Source organism: Sphingopyxis selenitireducens (assembly GCF_051550705.1).
Taxonomy (GTDB): Bacteria; Pseudomonadota; Alphaproteobacteria; order Sphingomonadales; family Sphingomonadaceae; genus Sphingopyxis.
On sequence record NZ_JBPULG010000005.1, the window covers coordinates 38,521 to 60,694 of the forward strand.

General features: G+C 64.5%; 24 protein-coding genes. 2 read left to right on the forward strand and 22 right to left on the reverse strand.

Features of this window, described 5'->3' with window-relative positions:
- Nucleotides 1-11: 11 nt before the first annotated feature.
- The 8 genes from ACSYDV_RS16240 to ACSYDV_RS16275 all read right to left on the reverse strand — a co-directional run bounded on the left by ACSYDV_RS16240 (nt 12) and on the right by ACSYDV_RS16275 (nt 7,572).
- On the reverse strand, nt 12-1,025 hold the full coding sequence (locus ACSYDV_RS16240; protein WP_438324871.1) for a nucleotidyltransferase domain-containing protein: 1,014 nt from the start codon (nt 1,023-1,025) through the stop codon (nt 12-14).
- Nucleotides 1,022-1,888: an HprK-related kinase A gene (locus tag ACSYDV_RS16245; RefSeq protein ID WP_438324872.1), complete on the reverse strand. Its 867-nt coding sequence runs from the start codon at nt 1,886-1,888 to the stop codon at nt 1,022-1,024. The genes ACSYDV_RS16240 and ACSYDV_RS16245 overlap by 4 nt, the downstream gene beginning before the upstream one ends.
- Complete coding sequence (locus tag ACSYDV_RS16250) at nt 1,885-2,166, reverse strand: HPr-rel-A system PqqD family peptide chaperone (protein ID WP_438324873.1); 282 nt, start codon at nt 2,164-2,166, stop codon at nt 1,885-1,887. Before ACSYDV_RS16250 ends, ACSYDV_RS16245 begins: the two co-directional genes overlap by 4 nt.
- On the reverse strand, nt 2,159-2,605 hold the full coding sequence (locus ACSYDV_RS16255; protein ID WP_438324874.1) for a MarR family winged helix-turn-helix transcriptional regulator: 447 nt from the start codon (nt 2,603-2,605) through the stop codon (nt 2,159-2,161). Before ACSYDV_RS16255 ends, ACSYDV_RS16250 begins: the two co-directional genes overlap by 8 nt.
- Before the next feature lie 53 nt (nt 2,606-2,658).
- Nucleotides 2,659-4,530: a TonB-dependent receptor gene (locus tag ACSYDV_RS16260; protein WP_438324875.1), complete on the reverse strand. Its 1,872-nt coding sequence runs from the start codon at nt 4,528-4,530 to the stop codon at nt 2,659-2,661.
- A 161-nt stretch (nt 4,531-4,691) separates the two neighbouring features.
- On the reverse strand, nt 4,692-5,336 hold the full coding sequence (gene maiA, locus ACSYDV_RS16265; RefSeq protein WP_438324876.1) for a maleylacetoacetate isomerase: 645 nt from the start codon (nt 5,334-5,336) through the stop codon (nt 4,692-4,694).
- An 8-nt stretch (nt 5,337-5,344) separates the two neighbouring features.
- A complete protein-coding gene (locus tag ACSYDV_RS16270; protein WP_438324877.1) occupies nt 5,345-6,361 on the reverse strand; it encodes an SO2930 family diheme c-type cytochrome in 1,017 nt (338 codons plus the stop codon).
- Nucleotides 6,358-7,572, reverse strand: coding sequence for a parallel beta-helix domain-containing protein (locus tag ACSYDV_RS16275; protein WP_438324878.1), 1,215 nt, complete (start codon nt 7,570-7,572; stop codon nt 6,358-6,360). Before ACSYDV_RS16275 ends, ACSYDV_RS16270 begins: the two co-directional genes overlap by 4 nt.
- Before the next feature lie 99 nt (nt 7,573-7,671).
- On the opposite strand from ACSYDV_RS16275, the gene ACSYDV_RS16280 reads away from it, so the two are divergent.
- Nucleotides 7,672-8,088, forward strand: a complete 417-nt coding sequence (locus ACSYDV_RS16280) for a DUF2147 domain-containing protein (protein WP_438324879.1) — start codon at nt 7,672-7,674, stop codon at nt 8,086-8,088.
- Between the two features lie 38 nt (nt 8,089-8,126).
- Here the strand turns inward: ACSYDV_RS16280 and ACSYDV_RS16285 are convergent, their stop codons facing one another.
- From ACSYDV_RS16285 to ACSYDV_RS16315, 7 genes are all read right to left on the reverse strand, one after another.
- Complete coding sequence (locus tag ACSYDV_RS16285; RefSeq protein WP_438324880.1) at nt 8,127-8,825, reverse strand: aspartate/glutamate racemase family protein; 699 nt, start codon at nt 8,823-8,825, stop codon at nt 8,127-8,129.
- Between the two features lie 107 nt (nt 8,826-8,932).
- The gene (locus ACSYDV_RS16290; RefSeq protein ID WP_438324881.1) at nt 8,933-10,444 is read right to left on the reverse strand and encodes an NAD(P)(+) transhydrogenase (Re/Si-specific) subunit beta; all 1,512 of its coding nucleotides are present in this window, start codon (nt 10,442-10,444) and stop codon (nt 8,933-8,935) included.
- Between the two features lies 1 nt (nt 10,445).
- Entirely contained in the window at nt 10,446-10,727 is a 282-nt protein-coding gene (locus tag ACSYDV_RS16295) for a proton-translocating transhydrogenase family protein (RefSeq protein ID WP_438324882.1), read from the reverse strand.
- A gap of 177 nt (nt 10,728-10,904) precedes the next feature.
- Nucleotides 10,905-11,525, reverse strand: coding sequence for a fasciclin domain-containing protein (locus ACSYDV_RS16300; protein WP_438324883.1), 621 nt, complete (start codon nt 11,523-11,525; stop codon nt 10,905-10,907).
- Between the two features lie 172 nt (nt 11,526-11,697).
- The gene (locus ACSYDV_RS16305; RefSeq protein WP_438324884.1) at nt 11,698-12,078 is read right to left on the reverse strand and encodes a hypothetical protein; all 381 of its coding nucleotides are present in this window, start codon (nt 12,076-12,078) and stop codon (nt 11,698-11,700) included.
- Entirely contained in the window at nt 12,075-13,196 is a 1,122-nt protein-coding gene (locus ACSYDV_RS16310; protein WP_438324885.1) for an NAD(P) transhydrogenase subunit alpha, read from the reverse strand. Before ACSYDV_RS16310 ends, ACSYDV_RS16305 begins: the two co-directional genes overlap by 4 nt.
- 11 nt (nt 13,197-13,207) lie before the next feature.
- Nucleotides 13,208-13,327 carry an aa3-type cytochrome c oxidase subunit IV gene (locus ACSYDV_RS16315; RefSeq protein ID WP_438324886.1) on the reverse strand — a complete coding sequence of 40 codons (120 nt, stop codon included), beginning with the start codon at nt 13,325-13,327 and terminating at the stop codon, nt 13,208-13,210.
- 246 nt (nt 13,328-13,573) lie between these two features.
- Between ACSYDV_RS16315 and ACSYDV_RS16320 the strand changes: the two genes are divergently transcribed.
- Nucleotides 13,574-15,001: a sigma-54-dependent transcriptional regulator gene (locus ACSYDV_RS16320; RefSeq protein WP_438324887.1), complete on the forward strand. Its 1,428-nt coding sequence runs from the start codon at nt 13,574-13,576 to the stop codon at nt 14,999-15,001.
- Nucleotides 15,002-15,003: 2 nt separating this feature from the next.
- Here ACSYDV_RS16320 and folP read toward each other — a convergent pair whose 3' ends face one another.
- The 7 genes from folP to glmM all read right to left on the reverse strand — a co-directional run bounded on the left by folP (nt 15,004) and on the right by glmM (nt 22,072).
- Entirely contained in the window at nt 15,004-16,134 is a 1,131-nt protein-coding gene (gene folP / locus ACSYDV_RS16325) for a dihydropteroate synthase (protein WP_438324888.1), read from the reverse strand.
- Nucleotides 16,135-16,237: 103 nt separating this feature from the next.
- Nucleotides 16,238-17,377: a site-specific DNA-methyltransferase gene (locus tag ACSYDV_RS16330; protein ID WP_438324889.1), complete on the reverse strand. Its 1,140-nt coding sequence runs from the start codon at nt 17,375-17,377 to the stop codon at nt 16,238-16,240.
- Between the two features lie 352 nt (nt 17,378-17,729).
- Entirely contained in the window at nt 17,730-18,626 is an 897-nt protein-coding gene (locus tag ACSYDV_RS16335) for an oxidoreductase (RefSeq protein ID WP_438324890.1), read from the reverse strand.
- Between the two features lie 28 nt (nt 18,627-18,654).
- A complete protein-coding gene (gene rnhB / locus ACSYDV_RS16340) occupies nt 18,655-19,209 on the reverse strand; it encodes a ribonuclease HII (RefSeq protein WP_438324891.1) in 555 nt (184 codons plus the stop codon).
- A 148-nt stretch (nt 19,210-19,357) separates the two neighbouring features.
- A complete protein-coding gene (thiD, locus tag ACSYDV_RS16345; protein WP_438324892.1) occupies nt 19,358-20,512 on the reverse strand; it encodes a bifunctional hydroxymethylpyrimidine kinase/phosphomethylpyrimidine kinase in 1,155 nt (384 codons plus the stop codon).
- Nucleotides 20,509-20,733, reverse strand: a complete 225-nt coding sequence (locus tag ACSYDV_RS16350; RefSeq protein ID WP_438324893.1) for a DUF1272 domain-containing protein — start codon at nt 20,731-20,733, stop codon at nt 20,509-20,511. Before ACSYDV_RS16350 ends, thiD begins: the two co-directional genes overlap by 4 nt.
- Before the next feature lies 1 nt (nt 20,734).
- Entirely contained in the window at nt 20,735-22,072 is a 1,338-nt protein-coding gene (gene glmM / locus ACSYDV_RS16355; RefSeq protein ID WP_438324894.1) for a phosphoglucosamine mutase, read from the reverse strand.
- Nucleotides 22,073-22,174: the final 102 nt, after the last annotated feature.

Here is a 22,174-nt window from a genome sequence, read left to right on the forward strand (position 1 = left end):
CGCCGCCGCGATCAGCGCTTGCGCCACTTGGTCCACAAATGGCGCGCGAGCATGACGGGCGGCATACGCAGCCAGTGCGAGCGGATGTAAAAGCCCTGTTGCAGGAGGAAGTGCGTCGCGCGGCCCCAGTCGTCGCGCGCTAGCAGGCGGCGGCGAAACCAGACGTCGGTCGGGTCGTGCCGGTCCCATCCATCAGGCAGATGCGCGCCGTAAATGTCGCGCGCAAGGCGCGCCGCGCGGTGCACCGCGGCGCCCAGCCCGTGCATGGCGACGCGGCGGTCGAGCACGCTCCAGAACCCCGGATCGGCGGTGGAAAAATCGCGCGTCAGACAATGAAAATCCCACAGGTTGCGCAATCCTCCCTGCAAATCGCCATCGGCGATCAGATGGGCGGCACAGTGGCACACCATGTCGGCGGGATTGAGAATCCGGAAGCCGTCCGGCGTCTGGATCGCATCGCCGACCAGCGCCAGCGCGTCGGGCGTAACGCGGTGCGTGCGCGGCAGAATCGTGTGGTGCACATCGATCATCCGGTCACGCGACTTGTGGATCAGCGGCGGCAGCTCGTGCATATGATCGCGGTAATAGGCGTCGTCATAGGCGTCCTGCTTCACCCATTCCCACCCGTCGAGCAGCGCCAGATTTTCGGCGCGGCCGATGTCGTGCCATGGCACCAATATGTCGAGGTCGCCGATCTGGCGCCCCGCGGCGCAAGGCAGCTGCGCGGCGGCATAGGCGGTGCCCTTGAGCAGCACAAACTCCACCCCCGCCGGGTCGAGCGAGCGGCGCGCCATTTCGGCCTCCCACAGCGCCTGCGCGGTCGCGACCTTCGCGGCGGCGCGCTGATCGGCGAACAGCGATGCCACGTGGGACGGCAGTTCGGCGGCTTCCAGATGGCAGGCCAGCGTCGCGAGCATCGCCTCGGCCCGCGCGACGCCGACGACACCGTCCCAGTCGCGCGAAGCGAGCGACGCGGCATCGCGGCGTCCGGCGAGCAGATCGACGAAGGTCTGGACCGCGCTCACCGCAATGCCTCGACCCAAAGCTGTTCGACCAGCGCCATCCCTGCGGCGCTGTCGGCATAGCTGATGCCGAATGCCGGCGTCTCGCGGACGAGCCGGGTGAGCGCGGCAAAGCCGGCCTCGCCCATCGCGACATAATTGGTCGACGCCTCGGTCAGCCGGACGAAGGCCTCGCCCTCGCCCATCCGCTCGACCGCCGTTTCGCCGCCGAAACGCGGAAAAAGCAACAGTGCGGGACGCGCGGGCTCGTGCATCGCGGCGATGGCTTCGGGGCGGGGGATCAGGTGGCGGATGTCGCCCTTGGGCGTTCCGGCGAGCAACGGGCCAAGCCGGGCCGGATCGACGCGCGCCGCAACCTCGGCAATCGCTTCATTCTTCAAGCTGACCGCGCGCGGAAAGGCGAGCGCGTCGCCGCTGGCGGGATCGATCAGCGTGAATTCGTCGCCCATCAATCGCCAGTCGCCCTCGCCCAGCAATGCCGCAAGGGTCGATTTTCCCGACCCCGATTCGCCCGACATCAACAGCGCACGGCCGTCCTTCGCCACCGCGCTCGCGTGGAGCAGCATGTGGCGCCGCCATCCCAATGCGACCTGCAGATTCATCGCCATTTCGGCGGCGAGCAATCCCATAGACAACGGCAGGGGCAGCGCATCGGGAACGATGAAATCGCCGCCGATATGCACCGAAGGCCGCAGCCAGCGCCGCCATGGCCGCGCAGCGAACAGCCGGACCGTCGCGTCGGCCGGGCGCGCATCGTCCTGCGGATAGCCGGCGTACAGCTGATCGAGCGCAGCGATCGGCGCCGCCCAATCGCTGCCGATACGAAATTGGACCGGGCCGACGGCGATCCGCGTACTGTGCCTCACGCCCGTTCCACCAGTCCCATCGCGGCAAGTTCGCCGAGCCGTTCGGCGATGATCGTGCGAGTATCGCCTTCACCATCGAGGTCGAAAGCGGCGGCGAGCCGCGCTGTCAGCGCCGCAGCGTTGCACGGCACATCGTCCATCAGCCCGAGGATTTCTGGCATCGGCGAGACGACCAGATGCGTCTGCATCGAGCGGCGGTCGAAAATGGCAGTCAGTTCGCCCAGCGGCTCGACGCGCAGCGCGTCTGGCGAGGCGGCGCGATAGGCGCGATCAGGCATAGTCTTCGGCGGCGGCGGTCAGCTTTGCGAGAATGGCGAGCAGCATCGCGCGCTCGGTGGCGCTGAGATCCGCCTCAAGCTGCGCCTCGCTTGAAAGCGCTGCGGGCACGATCGCGTCATAGAGCGAACGGCCGGTTTCGGTGAGTTCCAGATGATGCGATCGCCCATCGGCTTCGTGCGCCTGACGCGCGATCAGCTGCCGGTCGGCCAGCGCCTTGGCCGCGCGATTGACCGTAACTTTGTCCATGCGGGTCGCGGCCACCAGTTCGCGCTGGGTTTTGGGCTGCCCCTCACCCAGCACCGCCATCAGTCGCCATTCGGGAATCTTCAGCCCGAAGCGGTTCTGGTATTCGGCGGCAATCCGTTCCGACAGCGCGTTCGACGCGATCGACAGGCGATAGGGCAGGAAATTGTCGAGGTTCAGTTTCTTGGCGGCCATGGCTTATCCTTATCGCCTGTTCGTCGTCTGTGAAGGTCAGAAAGGCGTCACCATCAGAAAGAGAGACGCGCGCCGACCCACAAGGTCCGCGGCGTCGCGCGTTCGACGATGCCCGAAGAGGAGATGGCGGCGGGGACCAGTTCGTCGAACAGATTCTCACCGCGCGCCTCGATGCTGATCGCCTTGGCGAGCCGCCACGTCAGGCCGGCATCGAGCGTCAGCGCGTCGCCGAGTTGCTGGAGCCCCAGATCATCCTCATTCTGCTTGCCGATATAGCGCAGCGTCGCAAAGCCGCCGAACGGGCCATTCGCATTGCTGCGCAGCGACACGCTGCCGCCATGTTTGGCAATCTGCGCCGGGCGGCGATCGTCGAGCCCCGCAGCGATGCCCGACGCATCGACCTTGGCATTCGTAAACGCATAGGTCGCGCGCAATGTCAGCGGGCCGATCGGCTGTTCGGCGCTGAATTCGACGCCCTTGCTGTCGATCGCGTCCAGATTTTGCCGCTGATTGAGGTTCGGCGCGAGGGTCACATTGGCGATGGCATTGGTCAGATGGTTGGCAAAGAGCGTCGCCGACAATTTCGTGTCGCCATTTCTCCAATCGATCCCGACTTCGCCGCCCCACAGGCGCTCGGGCTTCAGCAGCTCGTTCGCGAGGGTGGTTTCGGCGCCGACGCGGAACGGGCGATACAGTTCGTTGAGCGTCGGCAGGCGCCAGCCGCGATAGGCGGCAGCGCGCAGCGAGAGGCTGCCCGATGTCCAGCGCACGCCGGCACGCCCGCTGCCTTCCCACCCCTGCCGCGCGTTGAAGCGAAGGTCAGTGATGGTGCTGCCGCCGATATTGCGCTCGGCCCGAAAGCCTTCGCCGAGCCACCATCGATCGACGCGGCCGCTGAGCGTCCACAGGAAGCCGTCATAGCGGTCGCCCGAGGTCCATTCGGCAAAGGCGCCCACGGTATCGCTGCTGCCGCCCGCGATCCGGTGGCGGCCGGGGACCAGCCCGGCGAAGAAATAATCCTCCTCGGTCTGCCCGCTTGTGCGGCGCCAGTCGGCACCGATGCGGAGCGGGGTGTTGCCGCCCATCTCCGGACGGATTTCGAAACGCGCGCCAAGGCCGGTCGCAGGCACCTCCTGATAGAGTGCGGGTGCGACGCTGTTGCGGTTCGCCGCGACGCTCGCGAAACCGGATTTGAAATCGCGAAGCTGGACATAGGCGAGCGCGATCCACGGGGTGCCGCCGGTGTGGACGAAGCGCAGGCTGGCATCGACGCCATCGGTCTGGCTGTCGGTGAAATCGACGCCGCGGTCGCGCCGGTCGGAGAAGCCGCGCAGGCTTGCTTCGATACGGCTGTTGTCGCCCGCATCGAAGCGCAGGCGCAGGCCGAGGCCGCCCTGTTCATAGGGCGCGGCGCGATCGACGCTGCCGCGCTGGCCTTTCACGACCGGAATGAAGCCGTCGCCGCGGCTGTAGCGGCCATCGAGCGCGACCTGACCGCGACCAATATTTCCTCCGACAGTCGCCGAGGCATCCCAACTGTTGCGGCTGCCGTAGGCGAGACTTGCTTCGGCACCGTCGGTCATTTCCGAATAGAGACCGATGGTTCCTGCCAGCGCGCCGGCACCATCGGCACCGCTACCGCCGCCGCGCGTGATCGCAATGCCGCCAAGGTGGATCGCATCATAGGCGCTCCACGCAACCCAGCCGCCGAAGGGGTCGGCCTGCGGCACGCCGTCGAGCGTCACCAGCGCGCGGCTCGACGCATTGCCGCCGAGCCCGCGCAAGGTCACGCCCTGGCTTGTCGGGTGCGCGCTGCGCCCATCCGAGCGCCGGAACTGAACGATGCCTGCTTCGTCGCGCAGGCGGCTTTCGATCCGCGCGCCGATGCCTGCATCGACGTCGCTGATTATGGTAACGGGCGCCACATTATCGCCTGCAGATGGAGCAAGCGAACCAGCCGCCGTTACAACAATCGTTCGAAGATCTGGATGCAGAAGAAAATGGATAAATTCTTCATTTTCGGAAGCATCCTGCGCCATCGCCGCCATCGGCATCGCCAGCGCGGCTGTTCCAATCAGGAACCGGATCACGCGGGCTTGACCGCGTCGGGGTGGGCTTTGCGGAACGCGTCCAGTTCCATACACGCCGCGTCGATTTCGACGAGGCGCGGATAGGCATCCAGCGGCACCTCGAAGCGGCGCGCGTTGTACATCTGCGGGACGAGGCAGCAGTCGGCGATGCCCGGCGTGTCACCGCCGAGGAAGCGCCCCTCACCCGCCATCGCTTCGAGCGCCTCAAACCCCTGCGCGATCCATGTCGCGATCCACCGGTCCTTGGTTTGCTCGTTGAGCCCGAGATCGCGGGTCAGATATTTGAGGACGCGCAGATTGTTGAGCGGATGAATGTCGCTCGCGATCACCTGCGCCTGTGCCAGCGCGACCGCGCGCGGCATCGCTTCGTCGGGGATCAGCCGCGGTTCGGGATAGGTGCGGTCGATCCAGTCGATGATCGCCATGCTCTGGATGATCGGTTCGCCATCGACGACCAGCATCGGGACGAAGCCCTGCGCGTTCTGCTCAAGATAGGCGTCGCTCTTCTGCTCGCCCGCGATCAGGCTGACTTCGACACGCTCGAAATCCAGCCCTTTAAGCTGAAGCGCGATACGGACGCGAAAGCTGGCCGAGGAGCGGAAATAATCGTGGAGGACGAGTTGGGGCGCGTGAAGGGTCATGGCGCCGTCTAATGCGACGCTTTGGGCATCTCCGCAATCCATTGCCGCAGCAAAGCAGCCCCCTCCTTGTGTACCGTCGACCGCCCGACCTCGGGCATCGCGATGCCGGGGTCGAGGCTTTCCATGCGATAGATCAGGAAGCTGTGATCGGGATCGCCCGGCGCGACCGCGAAATCCATCCCGCCGCTGCCGCGCCCCGCCGCCGTGGGACGCTTGCCGATACCATAATTGACCCCGGCGGGATCGTCGGTCCAGCGCAGGAACAGCCCGCTGTTCGACGCGCTGCCCGCCGGATTGTGGCAATGGGCACAATTGACGTCCAGATAGGCGCGCGCACGTTCGGCGACAGTTCCGCTCTCGGGGTCATCCCAGCGCGGCATAACGGGCTTCAGCGCCGCGGGGTCGGCGAAATATCGACTGGCGAAATTCGCGGGCAGCACGAAGTTGCGCGCCTTGGGTCCGATCGGTTCGAGAACGCCGCTTTTGCTGTGGCATTCCTTGCACTGATTCTTGTTGGGCACCGCATAGCGGATGCTGTGCGCCTGTCCGTCGGGGCTTATGAAACTCACCGGCACGCGGCGGCCCGCCACGGCGAGCGTCGCATCCTTGCCGTCGGCGTCCCAGATATAGGGCAGCGCCAGCCAGCCGTCGGCACGGTGGATCAGCAGCCGCGTCTCGACCGGATGTCCGCCATTGAAGTCGGACCAGCCGAAACTTTTGACGATCACCGTCCCGACGGGGAAGGCGATCGTACCATCGTCGGCAACGCTCGCCTTCTTGCCCACCGGAATCCACAGCAAGCGGTGCTTGTCGGCATAGTCGCTGAACAAGGGTGTGTTCAGCGTATAGGGGGCAATCGTTTCGATCGGCTGCGCCGTTCCCGCCCGGAACAGCGCGAATTCCGACAATTTTGCGGGCATCGCCGTCCCGTCGATCACCGCCTGATCGGGCGCGGCAACGGGCACGGCGACGACACCGCTCGCGCACAGCATCGCCGCGGCAAGGGCTGCGGCTATGCGTTTCACTTGACCTTCGCCTCCATGCTCGCGGGCAGCGTGACACCGGGCAAGGCCGCCGGGGCAGTGCCCTTCAGGCTGACGAGGCTTGGCTTCGCCGCACTCTGCGGCATTTTGAGGTCGGGCAGGTTCAGCGACAGCACGCCGACATCTTCATTGACCACCGCGTCGCCGGTCCCGTCCCACAGGATGGGCGGGATCGAACCGCCCATCGCCTTGGCCATTTCGGCGCCACCGGGGAAAGCCGGGGCAAAGCCCGCCTTGCCATGCTGGTTGCCCCGCACGACGATCGCACGCGGCAGCGGCTGGTATTTCGCGTCGGTATAGGCATAGCGATAGCCGATGATCGACACGTTCGAGGTGCCGTTCTGGTCAAAGACATTGTCGAACACCTCGACATTGCGGTTCGCCATCACGAGGACGCCGGTGCCTGCCGGAACGCTCGCCACGATATTGCCCTTCGGCGCAAAGTTCGGCGTGCTGTTGTCGCGGACGTCATTCTCGAACACGCGGACATTATGCCCGCCCTGCATCGGCAGGCTGGGCAAATCGAAGACGAGGATGCCGCCCGTGTTCTTGGTCGCGATATTGTCGTGAACGTCGGCATCATAGCTGTTCTCGATCTCGATCCCCGCGACATTTTCGATCGCAGTCGATTCGCGGACGATGATATTCTTCGACTGACCGACATAGATGCCCGCGTCGGAGGCGCCGCGCACGAAGACGCTGTCGATCAGCACATCAGTGCTCTCGACCGGATAAATGCCATAGGCGCCGTTCGTCTCCTTCGGCCCCGCAGTCCATTCGACGCGCAACTGATGATAGACGATGCGATCGGCGCCCTTCGACTTGATCCCGTCGCCCTTGGTATTGAGCACCGCAAAATCGGTCAGAAACACATCGTCGGAGGTAACCAGAAGCCCCTCACCCGCGCCCTGCTGGCCCGAGAAATCGAGGATCGAGCCGTCAGAGCCAGCCCCTGCGCCGCGCAGCGTGACATTGGCGACGTCGAGCGACAGACCGTCGGTCAGCTTCCACGTTCCGGCGCCGAGCTGGACGACATCGCCCGGTTCGGCGAGGATGAGCGCCTCCTGCAGCTTTTCGTTGGCGTCGGGCGTTGTTGCACTGACGCTGATCGTTTTGGCGGTCGCCGGCGCCGCTGCAAGCATGGCTGCGACCAGGGACAGGCAGGTCGCGCGCGGCACGTCATAGAATCGCATGTATCTCTCCCATATTTTTGTCCTACATGCGTCATGACTGGATGGATGCCAAGTGGACCACTTACATTCATGTCAATAATGAAAATAAGGAGCGGTTGCTTGGTACAGAAATTCGCATATATTTTGCTAGCCTTAGCTATCTTTCCTGCAAAGGCAATAGCTGCGCCCCAGCCTATCACCGGGCGCTGGTCCACCGACGACGGCAAGGCGGTCGTCGAAATCATGCCCTGTGGCGCCAATATTTGCGGGCGCGTCGTGCGCCTGTTGATCAAGGAACCCCCCGGCGGTCAGCGCGACGAACGCAACCCCGACAAGACGAAACGCAGCCGTAAGGTCGAGGGAATGCAAATCTACTGGGATCTCGCGGCCGACGGCGCGGTGTGGAAAGGCCGCGGCTACAGCCCCGAAGACGGTCGCTATTACAAAGCGAATTTACGCGCCAACGGCAACAAACTGACGTTGAAGGGGTGTGTTTCGGTCTTTTGCAAGACGATCACCTGGACGCGGATGAAGTGAATTCACTTCCCCTCCCGCGTGCGGGAGGGGAAGTTTCGTCAGGGCGCGTCGCCCAGTATCCAGTCGACGCCCGCCGCGACATGGATGCGCGTCGTGTCGTAAATCGGCAGGATATTGGCGTCGGGATCGACGAGCATGACAAGCTCGGTACAGGCTAGGACGATCGCCTGAATATCCTGTTTCGCAATATCGGTGATGAAGGTCCGCATCGTGCGGCGCGAATTTTCTGTCACCTTGCCCTGCATCAGCTCGTCATAGATGATACGGTCGATTTCCTCGACGCGCGCCGGGTCGAACGGCGCAAGCGTCAGCCCGTGGCGCACCAGCGCCTGACGGAACCAGGGTTCGGTCATCACGTTGCGCGTGCCGATCACCGCCGCCGACTTCACCTTGTCGGCCTGCATCTTCTCGCCGGTTTCATCGACGATGTGCAGCAACGGGATCGAGATCGCGGCGGCCACGTCGTCGGCGATCTTGTGCATCGAATTGGCGGCGACCATCAGCGCGGTCGCGCCCGCGGCCTCGAGCCGCTGCGCCGATGCGATCAGCACGTCCTTGGCATGCGCCCATTGTTCGGGAGTGCTCAGCCGCGACAGCTCGCAATAATTCAGGCTTTCCAGCAGGATCGGCGCCGAACAGGACGTTCCGATGCGTTTCTGCACACCCTTGTTGAGATGCCGGTAGTAAAGCTCGGTCGATGCCCAGCTGATGCCGCCGATCAGGCCGATTTTGCGCATAAGGTCCCTTGTCCAAAAACACGTCGCCCCCGCAAATGCAGGGGCCGCTGTCGAGGCGGCACGAAGCCGCCAGCGGCCCCTGCCTTCGCAGGGGCGACGTTTATTGTCTAGTGCCCGCCGCCGTTCAGCGCCTTGACGATGTCGTCGGCCATCTTCTTGGCATCGCCGAGCAGCATCATCGTCTGGTCCATATAGAAGACGTCGTTGTCAACGCCGGCATAGCCGACCCCGCCCATCGAACGCTTCACGAACAACACGGTCTTCGCCTTTTCAACATCGAGGACCGGCATGCCGTAGATCGGCGAGGTTTTGTCGGTCTTCGCCGACGGGTTGGTGACGTCGTTGGCGCCGATGACGAAGGCGACGTCGCACTGCGCGAACTCGCCGTTGATGTCTTCAAGTTCGAACACCTCGTCATAGGGGACGTTCGCTTCGGCGAGCAGGACGTTCATATGGCCGGGCATACGGCCTGCGACCGGGTGGATCGCATATTTGACGTTCACGCCCTCTTTCTTCAGCAGGTCGCCCATTTCGCGCAGCGCGTGCTGCGCCTGTGCGACCGCCATGCCGTAACCCGGAACGATGATGACGTTTTCGGCCTGGCTCATCAGGAAGGCGGCGTCGTCGGCGCTGCCCGGCTTCCACGGACGCTGTTCGGTCGAACCGCCACTCGAAGCCGCCGCGTCGGCGCCAAAGCCGCCCGCGATCACGCTGATGAAGCTGCGGTTCATCGCGCGGCACATGATGTACGACAGGATAGCGCCCGACGAACCGACGAGCGCGCCGGTGATGATCATCGCGGTGTTGCCGAGCGTGAAGCCCATCGCCGCTGCGGCCCAGCCCGAATAGCTGTTCAGCATCGACACGACGACCGGCATGTCGGCGCCGCCGATCGGGATGATCAGCAGGAAGCCGATGACGAAACTGAGCCCCGTGATCGTCCAGAACACCCAAGGCGACTGGTCCTGCGTGAAATAGGCCGTCAATGCGACGATTGCGGCGAGGGTGCCGAGGTTGATGATGTGCCGGCCCGGCAGCATGATCGGCGAACCCGACATATTGCCGTTGAGCTTGAGGAAGGCGATGACCGATCCCGAGAAGGTGATCGCACCGATCGCAATGCCAAGGCCCATTTCAACGCGACTGACGGTGAAAATCTGCCCCGCTGCGTCGGCGATGCCAAAAGCCTGCGGGTTGAGATAGGCGGCAGCCGCCACCGCAACCGCGGCGAGACCGACGAGGCTGTGGAAGGCCGCGACCAGCTGCGGCATCGCGGTCATGGCGATCTTGCGCGCCATCACGATGCCGATGACGGCGCCGATACCGATGGCGGCGAGAATTTCGGCCAGTGCCACGAAATCGATGCCGAGATCATGTGGATTGCCGGCCGGCAACACCTCGGTCCGCATTGGCGCATGCGTCAGCAAGGTGGTAACGACCGCAATCGCCATGCCCGCCATACCGAAACGGTTGCCGCTCTGCGCCGTCGCCGGGCTCGACAGTCCGCGCAGCGCGAGAATGAAAAGGACGCCCGCTACCAGATAGGCGACAGCGGCCCAAGGATTGACGGCAAGACCATGCTCGCCGGTGGCGGCCGAAAGGATCGACTGGATATCCATCTCAGCGCACCTTCTTCTTGTACATGGCCAGCATGCGCGCAGTGACGGCGAAGCCACCGAAGATGTTGATGCTCGCCATCACGACGGCGGCAAGGCCCAGCCATTTCGACGTTGCAGAACCCGCAGCGGCGCTGGCGATCAGCGCACCGACGATGATGACGGACGAAATGGCGTTGGTGACGCTCATCAGCGGCGTGTGCAGCGCCGGGGTCACCGACCAGACGACGAAATAGCCGACAAAACAGGCCAAAACGAAAATCGAAAAAATGGCGATGAAATCCACGCGCGCTCCCCTGCTGATTCCGCGAGCGCACCTCTTGCCGCCATGATGCGGGCCTGTCGACTCCTAAGCGGTCAAAAAAGAGGGGCCGCGTCACACAAGGTGATAAATGCGGCCCCTTCGGGACATAAAATGTCGCGAGACCGGTCAGCCCGGTCCAATTTTTACGTGGACAGCCGATCAGCCGAGGGTCGGCATCAGCACTCCGTTGATGACATGCACCATTCCGCTCGACTGTTCGACGTCGGGCTGGGTGACAAAACCGCTGCTGCCCTGCGTGCCGTCAATCTTGATATTGCCCTGCACCTCGGTGAAGGTCAGCGTTTCGCCCGCAACAGTGGTCAGCGTCGCCTTGCCGCCGCCGGCCTTGATCTTGGCATAGAGATCTTCGGCGGTCACGCGGCCGGGAACGACATGATAGCTCAGCACCTTCGCCAGCGATTCAGAGTTCACGGGGTTCATCAACCAGTCGGTCATCGACTGCGGCACCGCGGCAAAGGCCTGATCGGTCGGCGCGAAGAGCGTGAACGGGCCAGCGCCCAGCTTGTCGGAAACACCCGCGGTGGTCATGGCGGTGGCCAGCTTTTGAAGCTCGGGCGATGCGGTAGCGATTTCGGCGGCGATGCCGCTCGGTTCCGCCGGGGCTGGCTGTGCGGGGCCCGCGACATCGGCAACGGCATCAGCCGAATCCTCGACGTCAGCTCCGATGGTGGCTTCGACCGGTGCAGTTTCCTGCGCATAAACGGGCGCCAATGTGGCAAGTGCAAGCAAGGGGGTGGCGAAAAGCTTCGCAGGCGACATCAATCATTCTCCAATTGGTTGAACGTCAGAGTTAGAAAACCCTGAACGCATAGTAACCAAAGGAAGTTTCATGGAAAGGCCGGAATTGGCAATTTTCCGCTATATCCCGCGAAGCAGCCACTCGTCCTTCAGCTAGCGGCAATGTGTCGGGCGCAGTCTCTGGCGCAAAATCCTACCTGTGTGTCGATGACAGGCTGACCACGCTTTTTGCGACACGCGCAGCAAGATGATCGGCGCATTGCGATACCGGGCCGGAGCAGTTTCCTTCGAAGCGGGCCAGCGCGACCCCCTCTGCCGAAGCGCCTTCCCTCAGTATGATCCGATAGGAAAACGCGTCATTGGCGCCATCAAGCGGAACAACATTGGATTCGGAATAAAGCGCGAACCGCGCATCCTCTCCGGCCGATGCCGGCCGGATGCGATCGTCGCCCGTCAACGCCCTTTCCACTTCGGCGTAGAACCGAGCACTCAAGCCGTCGTCACCGACTCCCCGAAATGCCACCGGCACCTCCGCTCCACCGGCCAGCATCAGGAAGAGCGAGAGGGAAATCACCCCAGCAGCCGCTCGCTCACGACCTTGCCGCCCTGCGTCAGGCGTACCGCATTGCCGATTTCCTCGTCGAGCACCGGCTTGCCGGCTTCCTTGTCCCAGAAGGCCGACAGGAAGTTGAACAGGTTGCGGCTGAACAGCGCGCTCGTGTCGGCCGGCATCAGCGCGGCGATATTGCTTGCGCCGATGACCGTGACGCCGTGGATGCGCTTTGCTTCGCCCGATACCGAACCTTCGACATTGCCGCCACTTTCGGCGGCCATGTCGACGATCACGCTGCCGGTGCGCATCGTTGCGAGCTGCGCGTCGCTGATCAGCCGCGGCGCGGGGCGCCCCGGGATCAGCGCGGTGGTGATGACAATATCCTGCTTGGCGATGTGCGACGACACGAGTTCGGCCTGCGCCGCCTTATACTCGTCGGACATTTCGGTGGCATAGCCGCCCGTGCCCTCGCCCTCGATCCCCGCAACGGTCTCGACGAAGATCGGCTTGGCGCCAAGCGACAAAATCTGTTCCTTGGTCGCCGCGCGCACGTCGGTCGCGCTGACCTGTGCGCCCAGACGGCGTGCGGTCGCGATCGCCTGAAGCCCGGCGACGCCGACACCCATGACGAACGCCTTGGCGGCGCTCACCGTACCGGCGGCGGTCATCATCATCGGGAAAGCGCGGCCATAGGCGTTCGCCGCCATCAGCACCGCCTTGTAACCCGCAAGGTTCGCCTGACTGGAGAGGATGTCCATCGACTGCGCGCGCGTGATGCGCGGCATGAATTCCATCGCCAACGCTTCAAGCCCCAGCTTCGCATATTCGTCGACGCGCGCGCGTTCGCCGAACGGGTTGAGCCCGGCGGCAAGCCAGGCGCCATCGGCAAAGCCTGTCAGGCCCTTGGGATCCGGGCCCTGGATGGCGAGGATGATGTTCGCACCCTTCAGCACATCGGCGCGGCTACCGACCTTGGCGCCCGCGGAGCTATAATCGGCATCGGCGACCGAGGCCTGCTCGCCCGCCCCTGCTTCAACGGCGACTTCCGCACCCAGGCCAATGAATTTCTTGACCGTTTCGGGGGTCGCAGCGACGCGAGTCTCGCCAGCGGCGAGCTCTTTCAGCACAGCAATGCGCATGCCGGGGCCGGTCAGGAGATCAACAGAACGACAAAGGCGACGATGACCGCCGTAATGATCGAGCCGATCTTGAACAGGTTGATGAAACCCGAATAGGTTTCGTCGGCTGCCTTCATGTCCTGCTGTGCCATCATTTATCCCCTTTAACCGTTCGTCACCGGGCGCGCATGTGCGCGGCCGGAATCGTCAGAATCGGACGTCGCGCCGGTCTTAGCCACGGCATTCCATATGCTCAAGTGCCGGATTGCCGATCGCCGCCATTGCGCCCGCAAAAGTCAAACGGCCTTAATCGCCCTTTTACTCCTCTTGCCCTATAGAGGATTCATACCGCAGAACAACGGCATGACCATGCCGGCAGAGGGGACAGAAGCACGACCATGACGAGCACGCGTGATACCCGGACGGTGATGATCGTCGACAGCGAGCCGGCACAGCAGCGTTTTCTGTCGGCGCTGGTATCGCGTGGCGGCTGGCGCAGCATCGTCGCAGGTGACACCGACACCGCGCTTGCGACGCTGGGTACGCAGGAGGGCATGGGCCTCGACGCCGTGCTCGTCGATCAGGGCACGCCGGGTATGGCGATCGCCGAATTCGTCGCCGAACTGCGCCGCTGGCGTCCTGCGCTGCCGCTGATCGTCATCACGATGCGCAACGGCGTCGAGGTCGCGGTCAGTTCGATGCGCGCCGGGGCGAGCGATTTCGTCCAGAAACCCATCGCCCCCGACCGCCTGCTCGGCGCGCTCGACCGCGTCGTGTCGACGAGCGGTCCGCAGGCCGAACTCCGCCCGCTCACCGAAAAGCTCCGCGCCCCGCTGGCGTTTGAAGAGATTATCGGATCCAGCCCCAATTTCCGCAGCGCGCTCGCGATCGCCGCCAAGGCCGCGCGCGCGCGCGTCCCGGTATTGATCAACGGCAAGGCCGGTACGGGCAAAGAAGTTTTTGCCCGCGCGATCCATAGCGCGAGCCCGCGTGCGCGCGCCGCGCTGGTTATGGTCGATTGCTCGGCCGTGTCGCCGGGGCTGATCGGTTCCGGCCTGTTCGGCCACGAACGCGGTGCCTTTCCCGGGGCCTTTGATCGTCAGATCGGGCGACTGGTGCAGGCCGACGGCGGCAGCGTCATCATCGACCATGTCGAATGCATCCCGCTCGAAACCCAAGCGAAACTCGTCGAATTTCTGAAGACGGGCGAAGTGCAGATGATCGGCGGCAGCATCCGCCAGAGCGTCGATGTGCGCATCATCGCGACCAGCACCAGCCCGCTCGAAAAGCTGATCGAGGCCGGCCATTTCCGCGAGGATCTCTATTACGCGCTGGCGAGTGCGCAATTCACCCTGCCCTCGCTTTCCGAACGCCGCGGCGACGTCGGCCCGCTGGCGCGCCATTTGCTCGCGCGCATCGGCGGACTTCCCGGCATGGGGCCGATCGGCGTCACCGACGACGCGCTGCGCCTGCTTGCCGCCTATGCCTGGCCGGGCAATGTCCGCCAGTTGCAGGACGTCTTGTTCCGCGCCGCGGTCGAAAGCGAAACCGATGTACTGACCAGCGCCGATTTCCGCGCCATCGAAGGCGCACTCGGCGGCGGCACCAGCGACCGCAACATTGCGATCAACGGGGAAGCGATCGGCGTCACCCTCTATCTGCCCGACGGCAATCTACGTCCGCTCGAAGAAATCGAGGCCGACGTCATCCGCCTCGCAATCGGCCATTATCGCGGCCGGATGAGCGAAGTCGCACGACGGCTGGGGATCGGTCGTTCGACCCTCTACCGCAAATTGAGCGATCTGGGGATCGAAACGGCGGCCTGAACTCAGCCGGTCAGCGCCACATCCCGGAGCCCGCGCCACACGCGGAGCGCCTGCCGGTTTTCCAGCACATCATGGACGCGCAGCAACTGCGCGCCGTGCGTAGCCGCCTGATAATGCAGGGCAATCGTACCGCCGAGCCGTTCGTCGGCGGGCGCTTCATTGTCGAGCGCGCCGATCATCCGCTTGCGGCTTGCCGCGAACAGCAACGGACAGCCAAGGCTGTGGAACAGCGCGAGGCCATTCACCAGCGCCAGATTGTCGCCGATGCCCTTGCCGAAGCCAATGCCCGGATCGACGATGATCTTTGCTCGGTCGATCCCGGCTGCGACGCACGCCGCGATACGATCCGCCAGCATGTCATAGACGTCGAACAGCGGGTGGGCATAGGTGCCGCCCTCGTGCGGGTCGCTCTTCGCCGAAGGCGCGTGCATCAGGACGACATGGCAGCCGCTGTTCGCAACGACCTCCATCGCGCGGTCGTCATAGCGTAGCGCGGCAATGTCGTTGACGATCGTCGCGCCGGCGCCCAGCGCGGCCTCCATCACCGCGGCCTTGCGGGTGTCGATCGACACCGCGACGCCGCCGCGCGCCAGCGCCGCCACGACGGGCGCTATCCGCTCAATCTCGTCGCCTTCCCAGACGAGCGGCGCGCCGGGACGCGTGGATTCGCCGCCGACATCGATGATCGCGGCGCCCGCCGAGGCCATCGCGAACCCATGCTCGATCGCAGCTTCGGTATCGACATGCTTGCCGCCATCGGAAAAACTGTCCGGCGTGACGTTGAGGATGCCCATCAACTGCGGCTCGTTCAGCCGCACATTGCGCTCGCCGAGTTGCAGCACGCCGCGCGGGCGCGCTACCGCGGCAAGCTGCGCTGAAGCAGCGCTTGCCAGCCCATCGGGCATAGCGGCGATCCAGTCGGTGAGTTCGGGAACCGGGACGACCGCCGACTTCACCGCCAACCCGTCGCGCAGGCTGACGTGCCATGCGGCGAACCAGACCATCGTGTCGGCGATACGCAGGCAGGCGTCGTCGAGTTCGTGCGGCCGGTCGATGAAGCAGGCCGGGCGGCAATAGATTTGCGCGGCCGAAGAGGCGTTGCCGAAATCGGCCCTGATCAGCGGTGCGAACATGCTTCTTTCCCCACATCGTCGCCCCCGCGAAGGCGGGGGCCGCTGGCAACCTTAGCCTACGCCGATTGCGGCCCCCGCCTTTGCGAGGGCGACGTTCAATTCCCTACGCCTCGTTTGCCAGCAGCCAGGTCTGCCGCACCGTGTCGATCTCGCGCAGCCCGTCCTTGGTATCGACGTGCCAGAAGGTCCAGCCGTTGCAACTCGGCGCGCCCTGTACCGCGGCGCCCATCTTGTGGATCGAGCCCGCCGGATGGCCTTCGCAATCCAGACTGCCGTCGACGCGCACTTTCGCCTTCCAGCGACGCTTGCTGTCGGTCAGCACCGAACCCGGCGCGATCAGCCCGCCCTCGACCAAAGTGCCGAATGCGACGCGCGTCGCGGCCTTGGGCGCCATCATCGTCTTCACCGCGCTTTCATCGAGCGGCAGCGCCATTTCGATGCGCTCCTTCGCGGCGGCGATATAGTCATCCTCGCGTTCGATGCCGATGTAATGACGGCCGAGGCGCTTCGCGACCGCGCCCGTCGTACCGGTGCCGAAGAAGGGATCGAGGATCACGTCGCCGGGGTTCGAACAGGCCAGCAGGATGCGATAGAGCAAGGCTTCGGGCTTTTGCGTCGGATGGACCTTGGTACCGCCCTTTTTGAGCCGCTCGCCGCCGCCGCAGATCGGGATCAGCCAGTCGGAGCGCATCTGCAGTTCGTCGTTCAGCGTCTTCATCGCGCGATAATTGAAGGTGTAGCGCGACTTTTCGCCCATCGACGCCCAGATCAGCGTCTCATGCGCGTTGGTAAAGCGCGTGCCCTTGAAATTCGGCATCGGGTTCGCCTTGCGCCACACGATGTCGTTGAGGATCCAATAACCATTGTCCTGAAGCGCGGTGCCGACGCGGAAGATATTGTGATAGCTGCCGATCACCCAGATGCTGCCGCCGGGCTTCAGGATGCGCTTCGCTTCCTTCAGCCATGCATGGGTGAAGCGGTCATAGGTCGCGAGGCTGTCGAACTTGTCCCATTCGTCGTCGACCGCGTCGACCTGGCTGCCGTCGGGGCGATGGAGATCGCCGCCGAGCTGAAGGTTGTACGGCGGGTCGGCGAAGATCATGTCGACGCTGGCGGCGGGCAGCGAGCGCATCATTTCGACGCAATCGCCCTGCAGGATGCTGTCGAGCGGAAGCTCGACCGGGGCCGGTTTCGCCGCCCGCGCTTTGACCGCCGGCGCCTTGACCCGTTCCATCACACCCATGTTTTCGCCCCTTGCTCTTAACCGAAAGAAGGCCTTGATGAGTCAGGCGGAGTCCGCCGTCAAGCGCCAGACTCTAGGGATTCCGCGTAACTAAGCGGTTAACGGGATGAGAACGAAAGGAGTCTGGCACACCATATGGAGTCGGGCGCGACTCGCAGACTCAACCACTGGTGGTGTGGCCACGAAGACTCACCGGCGAAAAAAATTTCACTTTTCGCGCCTCCCTGCCGCGCAGCGATGGGGAAAGTCGAACCCGACCAGCCGCCGCCCTTCCCTTCCCGGGAAAGACAAACAGCCGTTCGACGCAATCTACACGAACGGCTCACAAGGATGCCGGACGAAAGCAAATCGTTCAAAGCCCCGGATCGACGCCCGTCAGATCGACCGAACGCTCCCATAATTCGCGCGCCGTCCGGGGGTCGCGCGCAGCGCGCGTTGCGCGCGCGGGGCCCGAGCGTCCCGACACTTCGCCGATCCCCTGCGGCCCCAGATAGTCCCCGCCCTCGACATGCGCGCCGGTCGCGGCCTGCAGGGTCGGCCACGCCCCTTGCGCCGCGCTGTTGAAAAAGGGTGCCGCGAGCGGGGTCATGCTGCGTAGGGGCAGCGGCAGATGGCGCGTGAGTTCGGTGATCGCTACCCCGGGATGACAACCGATCGCCTGCGTCGCCCGCCCCGCCGCACTCAGTCGCCGGTCAAGTTCGAACATGTGGAGAAGATTGGCGAGTTTGCTCATCTGATAGCGCGGCCATTTATGATAGCTGCGGCTGGCGTCGAGGTCGCCATAGTCCATTTCGCCGCTCTTGTGCGCGAGGCTGGCGGTGATCACGATGCGGTCGTCGACATGGGGATAAACCAGCCCGGTGAAGGCGAAGGTGCCGAGGTGATTGACCCCGAATTGCAGTTCATAACCCTGCTTCGTCAGCGTGCGCGGCGGGATCATCACCCCGGCATTGTTGATCAGCACATCGATGCGCGGCCCCGCCAGCACCGCCTGCGCCGCGTCACGCACCTGATCGAGGTCCGCAAGGTCGAGCGACAGGAAGGACAGATCGGCCCGCGGCAGATCGACGCGGATACGGTTCATCGCCGCTTCGGCGCGGGCCCGATCGCGGCAGGCGAGCACGACATGCCCGCCGCGTGCCGCCAATATCTTTGTGGTTTCAAAGCCCAGCCCGGCGTTGGCGCCGGTGACCAGAAAGCGCCGCCCGGTCTGCGTGCCGACATCGTCGGCCGTGAATCCGCTGCGCATTACCCACTCCCCCTCTTGAGGCTTTTGGTCAGACCAGCAGCCTGTTTGCGACCGGGGCAAAGCTGGTCCGATGATGCGGCGTTGGGCCATATTGGCGCAGCGCCGCAAGATGCTGGGCCGTACCATAGCCCATATTGCGTTCCCAGCCAAAGCCCGGAAAGTCACGCGACGCCGCGACCATGAAGCGGTCGCGATGCTCCTTGGCAAGGATGCTCGCCGCCGAAATGGACGGATGAAGGGCGTCGCCGCCGACGATGGCGCGCGCGCTATATTTCCAGCGCGGCAGGCGGTTCCCGTCGACCAGCACCTCGGCGGGCTCGAAACCCAGCGCCTCGACCGCGCGGGTCATTGCGAGGAAGGTCGCCTGCAAGATGTTGATGCGGTCGATTTCCGCGACGCTCGCCTCGCCAATGCCCCAGCGGCAGCGCGCCTTGATTTCGATTTCCAATATGGCGCGCCGCTTTGCGGTGAGCTTCTTGCTGTCGTCGAGGCCGACGATTCCGCCGTCGCAAAGCAGCACGGCGGCTGCGACCACCGGACCGGCAAGCGGTCCGCGCCCGGCTTCGTCGACGCCGACGATCATCGGTCCCCCTCCAGATTTCGAGAGGGGAATGCAGACAAAATTTCCCGTTCGCATCGAGCGAAGTCGAGATGCTCCTCGGCGAAATGCACGGTCGATGGGTGTCTCGACTTCGCTCGACACGAACGGATCAACATAATGCCGCCCCGCCCTAGATCCGCCACGGCGGATAGCGCCGATATTCGCCCGCCTGATAGAGGCACAGGCGATTGCCCGCGGGGTCGGCCAGCCGCGCTTCGCGCCAGCCCCATTCCTCATCGCGCGGCATCTGGTCGAAGCGCACGCCGCGGCGCGCCAGATAGGCGACCCATGCGTCGAGCGCGCCACTCTCCAGATAAGTGGTTGCGCCGCCTGCCGCACCGTCGCCGACGCCTTCGTGAACGTGGATCGACAGGGTGACGCCGTTCGTCGCTTCGAACCGCGCATATCCATTGTCGGGGCTGTCGACGATCAGCGTCAGCCCCATCTGCCGGTAGAAAGCCACCGATGCGGCATAATCGCTCGCGGGCAAGGTGAACTGGTTGAGTGCCGGCCCGGTGAACAGCCCATCGTTGCGCACTTTCTGCTGCCCCATCGGGCCATGGCCCTCGCCGAGCCCCGGCGCGTCGAGCAGGGCGAGCCGCACGAAATCGCGTGCCCGCGCCACCGCCGGTTCGAGCGGCATGCCCTGCGCGAGCCCGGTCGCGATCGCGCTTGCCAGCGTGCACCCCGTTCCATGGGTGTGCTGCGTTTCGATGCGCGGCGCTTCCCAGCGCGCAACTTCGCCCTCGCCCGGCTCCAGCAGCCGGTCGGTCACGGTTTCGCCCGCGCCGTGCCCGCCCTTGACCAGCAACGCGCAGCCATGCGCCAGCACCGCCGCTTCGCCGCCCAATGCGTCGAGTTCGCCCAGATTGGGCGTCGCCACGCTTGCCCGCGCGAGCAGTTTTTCGAACGCGCGGATCGTGCCGGCATCGGCCAGCACCGACCCGCTCGTCGAAACCATCACCGGATCAAACACCACCGCCGCGCCCGCCAGATCAGGACGCGTCAGCCGCTCCGCGACCGCCGCTGCGGTCTCGGCGCTGCCGATCATGCCGATCTTGACTGCGTCCACGCCGATGTCGGCAACGACGCTGTCGATCTGCATCAGCACCATGTCGGTCGGCACCGCATGAACGCCCTGCACGCCCATCGTATTCTGCGCGGTGATCGCAGCGATCGCGGTCATCGCGTGACCGCCCAGCATCGTCACCGTCTTGATGTCCGCCTGGATTCCGGCGCCGCCGCCACTATCCGAGCCGGCGATGATCAGGACGCGTGCGGTCACCCCTTGTGCTTCCGCTCCGTCGACGCCGGGAATTTCGCCAGCTGCGCGCCTTCACGCAGCGGCCGGTCGAGCAGGTCGCCGCCGCAATTGGGGCAACGCTCGTCCAGCTTGTCGGCGCAATTCGCGCAAAAAGTGCATTCGAACGAACAGATGAAAGCACCATGGATATCGGCGGGCAAATCGCGGCCGCACTTTTCGCAATCGGGGCGCATTTCCAACATGTTAGCTTACTGCCTTTCTTACTGCGTCGCAGATGCTGTCGACGACTTGTTCAACCTGGGTCGCATCATCGCCTTCGGCCATGACGCGGATGAGCGGTTCGGTGCCGGAGGCGCGGATAACCAGCCGCCCGCGACCCGCGAGCACGGCTTCGCCGTCGGCGATCGCCGCCTTGACATGCGCGTCGTCGAGCGGCTTGCCGCCCGCAAAGCGGACATTTTTCAAAAGCTGCGGCACCGCGTCGAACTGGTGGAGCAATTCGCTGGCGGGCTTTCCCGTGGTGACCAGTTCGGCCAGCACCTGCAGCGCCGCGAGCGTGCCGTCGCCGGTCGTCGCATGGTCGGACAATATCATATGCCCCGACTGTTCGCCGCCGACGTTGAAACCGCCGCTTTTCATGCGTTCCAGGACATAACGGTCGCCGACCTTGGTGCGTTCAAGCCGCAGACCTTCGCCCTCAAGAAAGCGTTCGAGGCCAAGGTTGGACATCACCGTCGCGACGACCCCGCCGCCCTTCAGTCGCCCCTGCCGCGCCCAGCTCGCGCCGATCAGCGCCATGATCTGGTCGCCATCGACGATCGCACCGGCTTCATCGACGACGATCAGCCGGTCGGCGTCTCCGTCGAGCGCAATGCCGATATCGGCGCCGCTCGCGACGACGGTTTCCTGAAGCAGCGCGGGCGCAGTCGATCCGCAGCGGTCGTTGATGTTGGTGCCGTTCGGGCTGACGCCGATCGTAACGACGTCGGCGCCCAATTCCCAGAACACCGTGGGCGCGCTGTTATAGGCCGCGCCATTGGCGCAATCGAGCACGATTTTCAGCCCGTCGAGGCGCACCGATTGCGGCAGGCTCTGTTTCACCGCGTGAATATAGCGGCCGCGCGCATCCTCGATCCGCTTCGCACGGCCGATATGCGCAGGTTCGGCAAGCTTCGGCGCGGCGTCGAGCAGCAATTCGATCTGCGCTTCGTCGGCGTCCGACAGCTTATAGCCGTCGGGACCGAATAATTTGATGCCATTGTCGTGAAAGGGATTGTGGCTCGCCGACAGCATCACGCCCAGGTCAGCGCGCATCGACTGGGTCAGCATCGCAACCGCCGGGGTCGGCATCGGGCCGACCTGCACCACGTCCATGCCGACGCTGGTAAAGCCCGCAACCAGCGCGTTTTCGAGCATATAGCCCGACAGTCGCGTATCCTTGCCGATCACCACGCGGTGCTTGTGGGTGCCGCGCAGAAAGTGCGTGCCCGCCGCCATGCCGACGCGCATCGCGACCTCGACCGTCATCGGAACCTGATTGGTCAGACCGCGGATCCCGTCGGTGCCGAAAAACTTGCGCATGTCACCTCTGCTACCTAAGCCGTGGAGAGAAGAAAAGGCCTGCCCCGGCTATCGGGATGGCCCTAGGTCACCCTTTTTTGCTTGGCAAGCTGGCCGGGGGAT